Below are 15,808 nucleotides of genomic sequence, written 5' to 3' on the forward strand. Positions count from 1 at the left end.
ATGCTGACGATCACGCACCACATCACCCGCGCCGACCAAGAGCGGAACCCGTATTATTACATCCCCTATGAGGTGCCCGCAGCCACCTCACGCATCGACGTCACTTTGGCTTACGCTAAGGCGGAAGATGCCATTATTGATCTGGGTGCTTTCGATCCACGCGACACGGGCTACCCCACCGCCGCAGGGTTTCGCGGCTGGAGCGGTGGCGCGCGTGACACCTATTTCATCGCCACGGACGATGCGACGCCCGGCTATATTCACGGCACCATCCAACCCGGCACTTGGACTGTTGTTCTCGGGCTCTATAAGGTGCCGCTTGCTGGCCTTGATGTGACTGTAACGATCACACTCGACAGTAGCGCCCGTCCGCACGCCCCCCAACCGGCTCGTAGTTTCCCGGTGCGCCAAGGCGCTGGCTGGTATCGCGGCGATCTGCACTGCCACACATTTCACTCTGATGCGCGCGGCGCGCCCGAACTGCTGCATGCTGCGGCCAAGCAGGCGGGGCTCGATTTCCTCGCCATCGCCGACCACAACACCATTACCCAGCGCCGCTATTTCCACCCACAGTCCTCACCAGACTTGGTGTTCATACGCGGCATGGAGATCACCACGGCCGTCGGCCATGCCAATGTTTTTGGCGTCGACGAGTGGATCGACTTCCGCATGACCAAGCCAAGCGACGCCCATGTTCTGGCAAAGCTGGTGCATGACAAAGGCGGCCTGCTGTCCATCAATCACGACAAGCCGACAATCCCTTGGGACTATGATTTTCCGGAAGCGGACTGTCAGGAAGTTTGGCAATCCACCTGGCTGGCGTGGAATTGGGTCGCTCTCGAAAAGTACCAGCAGCGCCTCGCCTCCGGGCTAAAACTCTCGGCCATTGGCGGCTCGGATTTCCACCAGCCGAACCGATTGATGCCGGAAGGCCCGCTGGTTTTGGCGCGCCCAACGACCGTGTTTTACCTGCCGGAACTCTCAGAAAACGCGGTTCTAGCGGCGATGAAGTCCGGATACGGATATGTTACCGAAAGCCCAACAGGCCCGCATCTCGAAATTCGCGCTGGCGACAGCGTCATGGGCGGCACGTGCGATGCCATCTCGGAGATTGAGGTGACCATCCGCGGCGCGGCAGGCGACACGCTCTCGCTCATCGACGCCAGCGGCGAAATCGCTTCCGTCACCATCGAGAGCGACGCGTGGAACGCAACGTTGTCTGTCTCGCCCAAGATGTTTATCCGTGCCGAAATCATCGCCAAGGCGAGCCGCGCCGATCTGATCGAGAGTTTCAAAGCGGCGCTCGATGGCAAGGAATTGCCTTGGCAACTCAAGGGCACCGACCTTGAGAGCCAGCCCATTCGCCGCGCACTCTCTAACCCCATTTATCTCGCCCGCTAATTCCGGACCCAATCCATGCTTATCGGCAACGCGCCCTGCTCTTGGGGCATCGCCTATCCAACGGGCAATTCATACACTTGGGCGACCTATCTCGATGAAGTGGCCGCAGCAGGCTATCGCGGCACCGAACTCGGCCCGTTTGGCTTTCTGCCCAAGGACGCCGAGGTCTTGCGCGAAGAATTGGCCAAGCGCGATCTGACACTGATCGGCGCAACCCATGTTCATACGTTTGGCGACGCCAAGTCGGCTCCCCAACTTATGGCGACTTTGCGTGAGCTGGCGCCCCTGCTCAAAACCCTTGGGGCCGCTCATCTCGTCATCATGGATGAGAGCAATTTTTATCCAGCGGGTCAGGAAGGCGTGTTGGATGAGGCTGGATGGCAAGGGCTCGTGGGCATGGTGCGCGACGCCATTGCGCTGGTCGAGGGCGACTATGGCCTAAAACTCAGCTTCCATCCGCACATCGGCACTGCTGTCGAAAAAGAAGCCCAGATTGATCGCCTCTTGAATGAGACCAGTATCGACCTCTGTTTTGATACTGGCCACCACGCCTTCTGGGACCAAGATGCCCTCGCCTATATGGAGCGCCGCTTCGACCGCATCGCCTATATGCACCTCAAGAACGTCGACCCCAAAGTGCGCGCGCGCGTCCTTTCTGGCGAGCTCTCAATAGCGGCGTCTTATGGCGCTGGGGTCATGTGCCCCTTGCCGGATGGAGCCGTTGATATCCAGGCGGTGATGCGCCTGCTGCAAACGCGGGGCTTTACCGGCCCGATCGTCGTGGAACAGGACGTCGCCACGGACGCAAAAGAAACACCGCTGCAGCTGGCACGGCGCAATCTGATCTTTATGAACGAGATCAAGTGACGACCATGCCCCGCAACGGCCACGCGACCATATCAGTGGCCCTTGACGGGGCGCTGCGACTTAGACCAAATCCTCCCCCTCGATAGGGTGGATGCGATGTCCGGCAAAAAGCGTAGCTTTGTGAGTGCTCAGATGGTTGCCGACCGCGCCGGGGTCTCGCGATCAGCCGTATCACGCACATTCACCGACGGCGCCAGCGTATCCGAACCAACGCGTCGGAAGGTCCTCGAGGCAGCGGCAACGCTCGGCTACCACGTCAACCATCTCGCCCGCGGATTGCGCGAGGACAGCAACATTGTCTGCCTTGTGGTGGCCGATATGACCACGCCCATCCGCGCGCTGATGGTTGATGAACTGACGCGAAAACTCCAAGCGGCGGGTAAGATCACCATGGTGATCAACACCGAGACGGACACTGCAAGCCTGACCAAGGCGCTACACCAGACGCTTAACTATCGCGCCGACGCCACGGTGGTGTTGTCGGGCACGCCCCCATCGTCCTTGATTGAAACCTGCCTCAGCAACGGCCAGCAGGTCATCTTGATCAATCGCGACGAGCGGCTGTCCGGGTCGAGCAATCTGGGCGTCGACAACGCCTTTGCTGGGCGCGAGGCGCTGTTCCTGCTCCGCCGTGCAGGCTGCGAACGGATGGGGCTAGTTACCTCGACGGCCCGCACGGCCAGCCTTGTCGAACGCGAACGCTTTTTCATAGCGGCAGCAGAGGACGCCGGACTGGCTGTCACAGCCATTGCTGGCGGACCAACCAGTTATGCCTCTGGGCAAGACGCTGCCCGCCGCATGTTCGGTCGATCCAACGCACCGGACGGCGTATTCTGCGTCACCGACTTGCTGGCGCTTGGGTTCATGGACGCTGCTCGGCGCGAGTTCGGGCTCAATATTCCGCGCGATCTGTGCGTCGTCGGTTTCGACAACATTGAGCAATCGAGCTGGGATTCGTACCAGCTGACCACTTTTGCACAGCCTCTGGACGAGTTGAGCACCAAAGTGGTGGAATTGCTCGGCGCTGCGACCCCAAGCAGCTCTGCACGCACCGTGATCGAGCCTATTCCCGTGTGGCGGAAGTCGGTCCGCCCCGGCATAATCTAAGCTCTTTAAAAACAATACCTTAGCTCGCCAGAATTCTTAAACGCTGAAGACGCCAGCGATTGCACAGCTGTGCACTAAATAACTGTCATATGAGCGTTATGAAGCTCCAATATCCATATCCGCACTTCGTATGCAAATATGCACTTGTGTGCATTGGCTATTAGGTGTTGTCTGTTCTGTGTGAAGAGTGCGCTCTTGGACAGACCCACCATCGAAGAGTGGGCGTCCTTCCGCAATTCACACGGGAGGAGGCCCATGAGGCGCGTCGTTGAGAGCCGATCTCGACGACTGACCGACATTGATCGGACGCCGCCTCCGCACATCGGCAGTTTTTGCGCAATGACTTCGACAGTCATTTGGGATGGGAGATTTGAATGAAACGTCGTGCATTTATGCTTTCGGTCGCGGGTCTGGCGGCCGGCATTTCGATGTTGCCACAGGTCAGCTTTGCCGCTGAAGGGACCATTGATTGGTACACCAGCTCGGACAGCAATATTCTCGACTTCTGGACCAACACGGTTAAGCCCGCATTTGAAGCGGCGCATCCAGAATTCAAGCTGAACCTTGTGGACGCCGGTGACGGCGCAGGCATCATCGCCATTGGTGAGCGCGCGGTAGCCGCTAAGGCGACCAACACTGATCCACAGGCAGACTTCTTTGAAGCGGCTGACCCGCTGCTACCAGCTGGTGCAATCGAAGCTGGCATTTTCGTAAACATCAAGGAAGCTGGCCTGTCGAACTACGACAAGGTCAATCCTGCCGGCATTCAGTCCGACTATTCCTTGCCTTATCGCGGCAGCCAAGTGCTCTTGGCCTATGATACCACCAAGCTTGACCCAGCCAACGCCCCGAAAACTTGGGATGAGCTAGTCACATGGATCAAGGCAAACCCCGGCCAGTTCGTTTACAACCGTCCTGACAAGGGCGGCTCAGGTGGCAACTTCGTCCGTCGCGCCATTCACCAAGCCAACGGCCTCGACCCATCCAAGTTCACCGTCGATAATTACGACGAGACTTTCGGCAATGAAGCGCTCGGCAATGCGTGGGCTATTCTGTCGGACATCGCACCGTCCCTTTATGACAACGGCGCGTATTCCTCGGGCAACACCCAGTCGATCCAGCTTCTGGCACAGGGCGTTGTGACCATGACCCCGGTTTGGTCGGATCAGATCCTGCAGGCAATCGATCAGGGCGTTCTGCCAGAAACAACCGGTCTCGTGCAGCTACAGGACCTTGCCCTGGTTGGTGGTTTCACGCGCTCCGTCGTACTTGAAACTGGTACCAACCGTGATGCAGCGCTAAAGCTCGCGGACTTCATGCTTTCCGAAGAAATCCAGAGCGCCATTCTGACCGAGCTCGGTGGCTTCCCGGGCGTAAGCTGGGACCATATCTCTCCAGAACTGCGCGAAAAGTTTGCTGACATCATTCCGCAGCAAATCCCAACCTTCCCGGGCGGCGCGTGGGAAGCAGCGATCAACGATGGTTGGTATCGTAACGTCGCTCCAAACGTCGATCGCACCCAGTGACCAACGTCGTGGAAGGGGGAGCACGCCCTCTCATGGAAAAGACCGACAGCAGGAGGCCAACTGGCCTTCTGCTCGTCGCCGTGCCTGTTCTTCTCATGGCTTGGCTGATCATTTGGCCGATCTTTAGCGCGATTGGGCGCACCATCTGGCGCCCTGACGCCAATGGCGAAACCGGCTTTACGCTTTCAAGCTATGTGTTCTTTTTCTCAGATCAGTACAGCATCAACAATTTGATGATCACGCTGTGGACGACGGGCGTTTGCGCCCTGTTCCTACTGCTCATTTGCTTGCCCATCGCCATATACCTGCGCTTCTCAACCGGCAAAATCCCGGCCTATGTGCAGGCCCTTGCGATTTTCCCGATGTTCGTTCCATCGATCATTCTGGCCTACGCGTTCATCCGCGTTCTGGGGCCGAATGGCATGGTCGACATTCTGCTCAATTCGGTTGGTCTCCCCAAAATCCGCACGCCATATCTAACCCCGTGGGGGCCGGTCATCGGCATGGTTTGGGATAATATTCCGCTCACCGTTCTGATCTTGCTTTCCGGCCTTGGCAGCGTTTCCAACCAGTCCATTGAAGCCGCGCGCGATGTTGGAGCCAAGCGCTTGCAAGTGCTTTGGTACATCATTCTGCCACGCATTTCGAATTCGGTCTTGGTCGCGATTTCCTTCGCAGTGCTAGGCATTTTCTCAAGCTTCACCCTGCCCTATTTGCTGGGTCCCGCTTCGCCAGAAATGATGGGCCCGTTCATGAACCGCACCTTCCGCGAAGTGAACGACCCCATCAACGCCATCACGCAGGCAGTCATCACCTTCTGCTTCTGTATCGCCTTCGGGCTGTTCTACGTGCGCTCCGTCGCGCGCAATCAGGGGAAGTGACATGACCACCATCGCTCCCACTCGCCCTCGCCTTGACTGGACCGGCATCGTTTTCGCGGCCGTTCTGTCGATTGCCATCATCTTTCCGCTGCTCGTTGTCGGCACTTGGGCTTTCACCGAGGTCTGGCGGTATCCGAACGTCATCCCGCAACAATTTGGTTTCCGCTTCTGGGGCCAAACTTTAGGGCGCCCCGACGTTTGGGCCGCGCTGACGCTGAGCTTGCAACTTTCGACCGTCGTCACCCTGTTGTCTGCCGCAATATGTCTGCCCGCTGCCTATGCATTTGCGCGGCTCGACTTTCCGGGTCGCTCGATCCTGTTTTTCTCGTTTCTCGCCGGTCATGCCTTTCCAAAGTTTGGTCTGCTGATCGCCATTGCAGCGATCTTCCTCCAACTTAATCTCATTGGCACCTTCTGGGGCGTGGTGCTGATCCAGCTCGTCGGCACATTGCTGTTCATGATCTGGATTCCGGTGGCGGCGTTCCAATCGGTAGACCGGCGCATGGAAGAAGCGGCACGCGACGTTGGCGCTGGCCCATTCCGCGTGTTCTGGTCCGTCACGCTCCCGCAGGCGGGTCCGACGATCGCCGCTGCGGTGCTGTTGAGTTTTGTCGGCACCTTCTACGAAACCGAAGGCGCTTGGCTCATCGGCGCACCAGGCATCCGAACCATGCCGGTTCTGATGATTTCCTTCATCAACAATCAGATGGTCATCCAGTTTGGCGCGGTACTGTCCGTGCTGCTGTGGGTACCCTCGTTTATCGCTCTTATCTTTGCCCGCCGGGTTATCGGCGGCGGCGCCTTCGCGCGCGGCTTCGGGGGCTAGGAAACCATATGTCCGTTCTCAAGATCACTGATGTCACCAAGCTCTTTGGCTCCTCCATTGTGGCGGTCGACAAATTCTCGCTCGATGTTGCCGATGGCGAACTGGTGTGTCTCCTCGGCCCTTCTGGGTCGGGTAAATCAACTCTGTTGCGCATGGTTGGCGGGTTCGAACGCGCCTCCTCAGGCGTCATCTCCATCGACGGCGAAGACATCACCTACCTCGCGCCTGAAAAGCGCCCGACAGGCATGGTATTCCAGAGCCACGCCCTGTGGACGCATATGAATGTGTTCAACAATCTCGCCTTTGGCCTCAAACTGCGCAAAACCCCTGCCAAAGAGATCAAAGAGCGCGTTGAGGGCATTTTGGAGCTCGTTGGCCTGCCTGGCTACGGCACGCGCGGCGTGGGCCAGCTTTCCGGTGGCCAACAGCAGCGCGTGGCGCTGGCGCGTTCGCTCGTCCTCGAGCCAAAGATCCTCTTGCTCGACGAACCGTTTGCCAGCCTCGACCAGCATCTGCGCGAGCGTCTGCGTGAAGAAGTGCGCGATATTCAGCAGCGCCTCAAAATCACAACGCTTTTCGTCACCCACGGCCAGGACGAAGCCCTTGCCATGGCGGATCGCATTGTCGTCATGCGCGATGGCCGGACTGAGCAGATTGATCGGCCAGAAACGGTCTATCGCGAGCCACTGACGCCTTTTGTGGCTGGCTTTATCGGCCAGATGAACCTCGTGGACGGCAGTGTAACCAACGGTCAATTTGAGCGCTCTGGCTTCACAGTCTCCCTGCCCATCCCCGATGGCGCGGCGACCCTTGCTATGCGTCCCGAGGCGCTGGATCTCGAAGTTTCAGAAACTGGCTGCGCCGTCGTCCATCGCGTGACCGATTTTGGCACGCACGGCCTCGTTGACGTCCACTTGAGTGACAACACGCGGATTAAATCCATGGTCAACCATCCAGACCTCTTCAGCAACGGCCAGCGCGTCACCCTAAAACCCAAAGCCATCGCTGCCTATCGCGACAATGCGCGGGTGTATCGAAGCTAAATGACCTTCCCGCTATACATCGAAACAAACGGCCACCGGACGTGGCTGAAATGGCACCGAGGGCGACGCAAGGCGGATGATCCCGTCTTTGGCGCAAGTCGCATCATCGAAGCCATGCGGATTGGGGCGAGTGTCGAAATCGACCTCGTCATCCACGCCGATCATGGCTGCGCTGTGTTGCACAATTTTGAACTATCGGAAGAAACCACGGGCCGCGGCTTGGTTCGCGAGACGTCAGCTGACGTTCTGCGCCAGCTCAATCTGCGCGACAACAGCGGCACGGTTCTGCCGGAAAAAGTGCTTCTGCTCGAAGACCTTTGCGCCCTCCTCGACACAGAGCCCGCTCACCCAGATGCCTTACTACAACTTGATTTCAAAGAAGGGCGTGCGGCGCTCGACGAGGAAACGGTGCGCAGTGTTGCCGCAACGATCAAAAATCATGTTGGAGCAATGATCCTCTCGGGAGGCGACTTTGCGGCGATCGATCTGCTCGCCAATGCAACTCCGGGCCTCAAGATTGGCTATGACCCTTGTCATGGCGACAGCCTTGAGCAGCTTAAACAAAGCGGCGATTACGATGGCTTCATCCAAGACGCCCTCGCCACTGCACCCGACGCCGAATTGATCTATCTGCATCACGAAATCGTCCTTCAGGCCGACCGCGAAGGCTTCGACATGATCGCTGCTGTCCACGCTGACAACCGGCGCGTCGATGCCTGGACCCTCAACAAGGTCGACGCACCATCGATCGAGAAGGCCCGTCGCCTCATCGCTCTTCGCGTTGACCAAATCACCACCGATGACCCGGAGGGGCTGCATTCAGCCCTCACATCATGACCCTCAATTACGACGCTATTTTGGACCGTATGGTCGCCGCTGCCCGCGAAGCCGGCGAGCTTACCCAAGGTCATTTTAAGAATTTTCGCGATATTGAGATCGGTGTGAAGGGTCCTGGCGATTTCGTCTCCGACGCTGACCGCCAGTCCGAAACCCTTATTCGCGAACGACTTTTTGCTATCGATCCGAGTTGGAGCCTGACCGGGGAAGAGTTCGCACCCGTCGACGGCGCGGACCCCGAACACCGTTGGCTCGTCGACCCGATTGACGGCACAACGAACTTCCTCTTCGGCCAACACTATACCATCACTATCTCCTTGCGCCGTGGCAATGAGACGGTATGCGGGCTCGTCTACAATCCCGTCTCCGACGAGATGTTTACGGCAATGAAGGGCGGCGGCGCATTTCTCAACGGCGCAAAACTCGACGTCAGCAAACACGCCGATGTCGGCATGATGTGCATCGGCACGGGCCTGGCGCAACCGAGCCACAGCCTGTACCCCGGCGCCTATGAGCGCCTTGACCACATCCGCAACCAAGTGGGCGCGGTTCGCGTCGTGGGGAGCGCGGCAAACTCTTGTGCCTATGTGGCTTGCGGACGGTTGACCGGCTATTACGAAGAGACCGGATTTGTCGATACCGCGGCGGGCATTCTACTGGTGCAAGAAGCGGGCGGGATCGTCACCGACTGGTGGGGCCGCGGGGAAGAGCACTATGCGAAAACAGGCGCTCTAATCGTCGCAAACCCCGCAACACATGCCTTCCTGCTCAACGAATTCGCAGCAGTCCCACCCAAAAACGCTTAGCCAAGCCGCACTACCAAAACCCAGCGCGCCTCCCATGGCCGCTGGGCAATTGGCGTATGGAGCACGCATTTGAAGTGCCCCGCATAGCTGCAAAGCATCAAACCATCGTGCGAGCGAATTCATTCTGTACGAACGGAGCGAACGTTTTCAAATCAGCGATGTCATGAAACAAATGGCGCGAGAGACGGGGCTCGAACCCGCGACCTCCGGCGTGACAGGCCGGCGCTCTAACCAACTGAGCTACTCCCGCAGCGCTCGCGAACTCTCGTTCGGCGCAACGTGGGTCTGTCTAGGGTGACCCTGCCTGGGTGTCAAGCGAGCGAGTTTGAGGATGATGGTTTTACACAAGCCCTTGGCAAACCATTAGAAACAAACCCCGCCTATGTCCGAACTCAAAACCGAACTCCGGCCCACGACGTGTAGAGGTGTCATGTCGAAAGACGCTTTCAACCCGCAGGATAAGGCGTTGTCGGAGGCAGAGATTTCGATCCACACCTGTCGGCCAGTTGTCCTGCGCCAGATTTTGTAGGTCTACAGGCAATTTAATTGATAGTGAGAGCCCTGCCTGCCGCGTCGAACAGATGGACTGCGTCAGGCGGGATTTTGGCCGAGAGTGTTTGGTGCAATTCCAGCTCTGGCGCGCCATCAATTTTGAGCGTGACCAGATCGCCGTTTGCAAGCTCGACATAGGCAAGAGCGTATTCGCCAAATTGCTCGATCACAGTCAACCTACCCGAGAGGTCGCCCTGCCCTTCGGCGGCCACCTGCAAATGCTCAGGCCGAATGCCAAAGGTTTTGGCTTCGCCGAGCTTGGGATGATCGAGGCGTACCGTTCCGCCCCCCGGCAAGCTAAAGCCGCCAGATGTCGGGGTGATCTCGATAAAATTCATTCGCTGGCTGGCGATAAAGCCGGCAACGAAAGTGTTGACCGGATGGCGATAGAGCTCAAGTGGCGAACCAACCTGTTCGATCTTTCCGGCATTGAGCACGACGATGCGATCGGCCAAGGTCATGGCCTCAACCTGATCGTGGGTGACATAAATCATTGTCGCATCGAGCGCATCGTGCAGCTTGGCAATTTCAATGCGCGTTTGCGCGCGCAAAGAAGCGTCGAGATTGCTCAGCGGCTCATCAAAGAGAAAGACCTTGGGGTTGCGGACAATGGCGCGCCCGATGGCCACACGTTGGCGTTGCCCACCGGACAGCGCTTTAGGCATACGATCGAGATAGGGCTCGATTTGCAGAATACGCGCCGCTTCGCGCACCCTTTGTTCGATCTCTGCCTTCGGCGTTTTGGCCAGTTTCAGGCCAAAAGCCATGTTGTCGAAGACGCTCATATGCGGATAGAGCGCGTAGGACTGGAACACCATGGAAATGCCACGCTGCGGCGACGGCACATCGTTGACGACTTTCCCACCGATAGAAATTTCGCCGCCCGAAATCGGCTCGAGCCCCGCGATCATCCGCAACAGCGTGGACTTACCGCAGCCCGAGGGGCCGACGAACACGACGAACTCACCGGACTTAATATCGAGATCGACGCCATGGATGACCTCGAGACTCCCATAAGATTTCCGTACATTCCGTAGCGTAACGTCAGCCATAGCGGCCTCCTTAAACTTCGATCAGCAGTGTTGCGATCTCGAAAGGTCGCAAGGCCAGTTTGACGCTATTGTTGTTGAGCGGCAGCGGCTTGCTGGGGCCTTCTTCCATAAGATTGACCGTACGGACGGATTTCACCGGCAGGCCAAAATGGATGGTTGCGTCGGCACGAATATTGGCGTGCTCAAACAGCCGCAGGACCAAGCGATTGGACGCCTCGGCCTTTTTGACAGTTTCAAGCGCAATATTGGGCACGTCGACCGAGGCAAAGCTAAAGCTGTCCAATCCCTGCGCCGGCGCAGACGCAATGGTTCGGGCGCCAACGACAGACAGAGGATTGTTGAACCGCTCGGCGGCACGGTGGACTTCGTGCAAATCGGCCACGCCATCATGCACGAGAAGTCCATAGCGCAGGCGATGTTCACCCAGATCCGCATCGGGAGCGGGGAAGGTTGACCCGCGCACCAGCGTCAGCCGCACCGACTGTTCGTGGCAATCATAGGCGTATTTGCAGTCATTGATCAGCGCCACGCCGAAGTCAGTTTCGCTGATATCCACCCACCGGTGCATGGGGGCTTCAAACCGCGCGCGATCCCAAGTGGTGTTACGATGGGTCGGGCGTTTAACGTGGCCGAACTGAATTTCCGAGCGAATTTCGGAAATATTGAGATCAAATGGGAACTGCGCTTTGAGAACCGTCTGGCGCTCCTGCCAATCGATATGAGTATCGAACTCGATCTGCCGCTCACCGGCGACAAGGGAGATCACTTGCACAATGGTCGAGCTTTGATACTTGCGCTCGATGCGAAGGGCGGCGCGATGGGGACCCGTTTCCGCGACGGAAATCGTCGCAGCCGTATCGGCCAATGGCCAGAACTGTTCTTCAAAATAGCGGTCTATGTCCCAAGCATCCCACTCCATCGGCTTGTCTTCATAGGCGATGAGGCGATTGGCTTTTTCTCCAGCGGCCAGGGTTTCACGCTGGCGAGCCTTGTCGAAGATCGAGGTAATTTCGCCGGACTTGTCGAAGGTCACACGCAGAAGCTCATTTTCAAGATGTGTCTTTGTGGCTGAAACAGCCGAACGGACAGCGCCTTGCTGAGCAACTAGCTGCGTCCGTGTCCAGCCGAGAGCAGCCACGTTCGAGACCGGTGCGGCAAAGCTGGATGTGCCATCGGCACGACTGATTTTCTGAAGTGGTGCGGAGCCAGATGCCGAAGTGACAGCCGCACCGGCAAGCTGCGCATCGGAACCGAAATCAACGAGATCGCTACGGGTCTGCCCGGTAAAGTTGAAAATAGAGAGCGCACCGTCGCCCGACTTTGCAAGGGTTTTGGCAGCGGTGTGCCAAGGCCCATTCTGCGAATTGAGCGTCGAGAAAATCTCGGCATATTCGCGGTCGCTATCGACATAGACTTCCGGGATCGAGGTGCCGGGCAGAATGTCGTGGAACTGGTTGATCAACACCAGTTCCCAGAATTTGGCCAAGGTCTCGCTTGGATAGGCGTGGCCAGACTGACTGAGGGCCAACGCGCCCAAAAACTCCAGTTCGCGCAGCATGCGTTCGGCGCGGCGGTTGTTGGCCTTATTTTTGGCGACCGAGGTCAGCGTGCCCCGGTGGTATTGCAGGTAGAGTTCGCCATTCCAGGTCGGAAACTTGCTACCAGGCTTATCCATGGCCGCGCCGAGGCGGTCGAGATAGGGCACGATGCCTTCCAGCTTGACCCGTGGCGCACCCGGAATACCGCGTTCTAGGCGAATACCGCGCTCGATCATCGCCCGTGTCGGACCGCCACCACCATCGCCATAGCCATAGGACATAACGACTTCATTGTGCACCGCCTTGGGCTCGTAACGCTTCCACGCACCCATGGTCTCGCTCACGGACAGATCGCCATTATAGGTCGTGAAAATCTGCTCACTTTCGTATTTCTGAGCGGTGATCAGCTGGGCTTTGGTGACAGTGCCGTCGATCCCGCGCCAATGGAAACTGTCGTAGGGGTGGCGATCTGTGTCGTTCCAGCTCAACTTGGAAGTGACAAAATATTTGAGCCCGGATTTATCCATGATTTGCGGCAGGTTGGCCGAATAACCAAAGGTATCGGGTAACCAAACGGTTTTCGGATCGACGCCGAAATGCTCGAGGTGGAAGCGCCGCCCGCGCATGATCTGGCGCACCAAACTTTCACCCGAAACAATATTGACGTCTGGCTCCACCCACATGGCGCCTTCGATCTCAAACTGGCCTGATTTCACGCGCTTGAGCATTCGTGCCCAGAGCTCTGGATAATCCTGCTTGAGGAAATCAAAGAGCACGGACTGATTGTACATGAAGATGAACTCAGGATACTCCTCCATGAGGTTCAACACTGTCGCGAAAGACCGACCGGTCTTGTCCCGCGTGTGCATCACGCGCCAGAGCCAACCAACATCAAGGTGGGTAGAGCCAACGGCCGTTATCTGTGGCTGGACCTCAGTGTCAACGAGCGCATAGATCTCGGCAGCAATCTTCTCGGCCGCGCCCAGCGACGCCTCAAATTCGGGGGTAAATCCGGCGCGGCGATCCAGTGCCCGCAAAGCCCTGTCGACAATGTTGAGAATGGCTTGGCGGCGCGCGTCGTTTTGATAGAGCCGAATGGCGACGTCGAGTGGTGTTTTTAGGTCCCAATAGAGTTTTTCGGCACGCTCGCTGCGGGTATAAAACTCGACGGTAAATCCGACGAGCGGGCGGTCGAAAAAGGTAAAGGCATTGACCAGCAGCGTGTGCTTTTTACCCGGTTTGGCTTTGCGCTCGATAACCAGTTCTGTGTGGTTGCCGTCGAGCGCCTGCGCGATGTGGCCATCAATATAGGCGAGGCACTGCGGATCAGTGGACCCCGGCCGATCCTGCCACTGGCTCTTGAATTTGAGCACGAAGGTTTTCCCGGCCGCCGCCTCGGGCACAGTTACCTCAGCGGCGAACCACGTGTGGCCCTGCTTTTTCGCCCAGACGGAATGGGAGCCAAAGGTCTCCCATGATCGCCAATCTGCAGAAAGGGCGTCCCCCGCCGAAATATCTGCGCGCTGGATGTGCCACTGCCAACCGAAATCGGAAACGGGCGTCAGAATTTTGGCTTCAAGATCTGCGCAGAGGCGGATGAGCTTGCCCTCCATTTTGAGGTCATCATCCAACAAGCCCAGCTTGGTCGATTGGGGATTGGAATAGGTCATCCTTTAACTCCGACACCGGCGAACCCTGTGTTCATGTTCCGCCTGAGAAGAAAATACACGCCGATCGCCGGCGCCGCGTAGATGATTGAAAACGCTGTTAGAAAACCGTAGTTGATCGCGCCCTGCTGGCCGAAGGCAGCGTAAAGGCCGACGGACATTGGGAAAGCATCCTGCACGCGGGCGAAGATGAGCGGCAGCAGGAACTCATTCCATGCGCCTGTAAAACTATAGAACCAGACCACTGCAATGCCCGCGCGAGACATGGGCAGAACAATTTTGGTGACGATCTGGAGGAGGCTCGCGCCCTCGACATAGGCAGCTTCTTCCAATTCAATCGGCACTGTGTCGAAGAAGTTTTTGAGCAGCAGCAGCGTGAACGGTAAGTTCAAAATCGTCAGGGATATGATGACACCGAGCTGGTTGAGCAGGCCAGATCGCTGAGCGGCAAAATAGAGCGGCACCAGCACGCCAACAGACGGCAACATGCGCAACAGCACGAGGGTCCACAAAAAGGCGTTGCGCCCCGGGATGCGGAGCCGCGACAGCGGATATGCCGCCGCAATGCCGACAAGAACGCTCAGCGTTGCAGTACCCGCAGCGATGATCAAGGAATTGAGAAACTGCCGTCCAGCGTCCCCACTCACCGCCTCTGCGAAATTATCGAGCCCAACGGACTTGGGAATTTCCAGAAGGCCGCTGGCATCCGGATTAAAAGCGTTCAGGATTAGCCAGGAAAACGGGCTGACCCAGATGACCGCCATAAAGCTCAGTGCGATGGCCGTCATGCGCGAGGTTGTGGCGTTGGTCTCCATTATTTCGGCTCCCGCAGCAGGCGCAGATAGAACAGCGAGAGCACGCCAACAATAATCAACATGGCGACAGAAATGGCGCTGCCGAAGCCCAAGTTCCCGCGCGAAAAACTCTGATTATAGAGGAAAAGCGCTAGGGTCTGGGTCTGTGTGCCGGGCCCGCCTCCCGTCATTGCGTAGATGAGCGGGAAATAGGTGAAGGTCCAAATGGTGATGAACAGCATATTGGTCGCAATGTGCGGTCGTATAATCGGCAACTGCACAAGCAAGACACGCTGAAGCGGTGTCGCCCCATCGACTTTGGCCGCTTCCACCACTTCGCGGCTGACGCTATCGAGCGCGGCAGAAAAGAGCAGATAGGACCACGCGGTGCCTTTCCACACATTGGCGATAGTGACGATGGGCAGCGCGTATTCATTGATGAAATTGATCGGCTTAAAGCCAAGCGGCACGACGATCAGCTGATTGATGAGGCCAGTCTGGCTTGTGGTAGCGGACCAGAGAAAGGCCGCCACAATGTCTGGCAGCAACCAGCCCAGCATAATCGACACTTCAATGATGGTGCGCAATTGCGAACGCGTACCACGCAAGACCGCCGCCAGCATAAATCCGAGGACGGACTGCCCCACGATGGCTGAGAAAAACACAAAGACAACGGTGGTCCAGAGAGATTCAAGAAAGCCGCGACGGGTAAACAGCCGCTCAAAATTTTGTAGACCTACCCAGCTCCACTCGACCGATTTGCGCCCGACGAGGGCCAGATCCGTGAAGCTGAAGGCGATGGCCCAAGCCGTGAAATAGAGCAAAGCGCCAATCAGGAGAGCGGCTGGCAATAGCGCTAGCCCGAGCACCCAAATATTGCTCGTCAGCCAGGGATTGGATTGGTTGGTCAT

At 57.6% G+C, this 15,808-nt stretch carries 13 protein-coding genes and 1 tRNA gene; 9 read left to right on the plus strand and 5 right to left on the minus strand.

All coding sequences use genetic code 11. The features are described 5' to 3' along the window. The 9 genes from JHL21_RS01720 to JHL21_RS01760 all read left to right on the plus strand — a co-directional run bounded on the left by JHL21_RS01720 (position 1) and on the right by JHL21_RS01760 (position 9,294). Positions 1-1,401 (plus strand): CehA/McbA family metallohydrolase, encoded by a 1,401-nt coding sequence (locus JHL21_RS01720; RefSeq protein ID WP_200211580.1) that lies wholly within the window; start codon positions 1-3, stop codon positions 1,399-1,401. A gap of 15 nt (positions 1,402-1,416) precedes the next feature. Further along, on the plus strand, positions 1,417-2,268 hold the full coding sequence (locus JHL21_RS01725) for a sugar phosphate isomerase/epimerase (protein ID WP_200211582.1): 852 nt from the start codon (positions 1,417-1,419) through the stop codon (positions 2,266-2,268). Positions 2,269-2,364: 96 nt separating this feature from the next. Beyond that, entirely contained in the window at positions 2,365-3,375 is a 1,011-nt protein-coding gene (locus tag JHL21_RS01730) for a substrate-binding domain-containing protein (protein ID WP_200211583.1), read from the plus strand. A gap of 374 nt (positions 3,376-3,749) precedes the next feature. Continuing rightward, positions 3,750-4,901 carry an extracellular solute-binding protein gene (locus tag JHL21_RS01735; protein WP_200211584.1) on the plus strand — a complete coding sequence of 384 codons (1,152 nt, stop codon included), beginning with the start codon at positions 3,750-3,752 and terminating at the stop codon, positions 4,899-4,901. Positions 4,902-4,933: 32 nt separating this feature from the next. Beyond that, a complete protein-coding gene (locus JHL21_RS01740; RefSeq protein ID WP_169193707.1) occupies positions 4,934-5,782 on the plus strand; it encodes an ABC transporter permease in 849 nt (282 codons plus the stop codon). Position 5,783: 1 nt separating this feature from the next. Continuing rightward, positions 5,784-6,608: an ABC transporter permease gene (locus JHL21_RS01745; protein WP_182393827.1), complete on the plus strand. Its 825-nt coding sequence runs from the start codon at positions 5,784-5,786 to the stop codon at positions 6,606-6,608. Between the two features lie 8 nt (positions 6,609-6,616). Then, positions 6,617-7,651, plus strand: coding sequence for an ABC transporter ATP-binding protein (locus JHL21_RS01750; RefSeq protein ID WP_200211585.1), 1,035 nt, complete (start codon positions 6,617-6,619; stop codon positions 7,649-7,651). Further along, the gene (locus JHL21_RS01755) at positions 7,652-8,488 is read left to right on the plus strand and encodes a glycerophosphodiester phosphodiesterase family protein (RefSeq protein ID WP_200211586.1); all 837 of its coding nucleotides are present in this window, start codon (positions 7,652-7,654) and stop codon (positions 8,486-8,488) included. After that, on the plus strand, positions 8,485-9,294 hold the full coding sequence (locus JHL21_RS01760) for an inositol monophosphatase family protein (RefSeq protein ID WP_200211588.1): 810 nt from the start codon (positions 8,485-8,487) through the stop codon (positions 9,292-9,294). The genes JHL21_RS01755 and JHL21_RS01760 overlap by 4 nt, the downstream gene beginning before the upstream one ends. Before the next feature lie 173 nt (positions 9,295-9,467). Here the strand turns inward: JHL21_RS01760 and JHL21_RS01765 are convergent. From JHL21_RS01765 to JHL21_RS01785, 5 genes are all read right to left on the minus strand, one after another. After that, positions 9,468-9,544, minus strand: a tRNA-Asp gene (locus JHL21_RS01765). A 292-nt stretch (positions 9,545-9,836) separates the two neighbouring features. After that, positions 9,837-10,898, minus strand: coding sequence for an ABC transporter ATP-binding protein (locus tag JHL21_RS01770; protein ID WP_169193702.1), 1,062 nt, complete (start codon positions 10,896-10,898; stop codon positions 9,837-9,839). Positions 10,899-10,908: 10 nt separating this feature from the next. Next, positions 10,909-14,106, minus strand: a complete 3,198-nt coding sequence (locus tag JHL21_RS01775; protein ID WP_200211590.1) for a glycoside hydrolase family 38 C-terminal domain-containing protein — start codon at positions 14,104-14,106, stop codon at positions 10,909-10,911. Then, positions 14,103-14,918, minus strand: coding sequence for a carbohydrate ABC transporter permease (locus JHL21_RS01780; RefSeq protein WP_200211592.1), 816 nt, complete (start codon positions 14,916-14,918; stop codon positions 14,103-14,105). The genes JHL21_RS01775 and JHL21_RS01780 overlap by 4 nt, the downstream gene beginning before the upstream one ends. Then, entirely contained in the window at positions 14,918-15,808 is an 891-nt protein-coding gene (locus tag JHL21_RS01785) for a carbohydrate ABC transporter permease (RefSeq protein ID WP_169193699.1), read from the minus strand. The genes JHL21_RS01780 and JHL21_RS01785 overlap by 1 nt, the downstream gene beginning before the upstream one ends.

The sequence above is a fragment of the Devosia sp. WQ 349K1 genome (assembly GCF_016595685.1).
Taxonomy (GTDB): Bacteria; Pseudomonadota; Alphaproteobacteria; order Rhizobiales; family Devosiaceae; genus Devosia.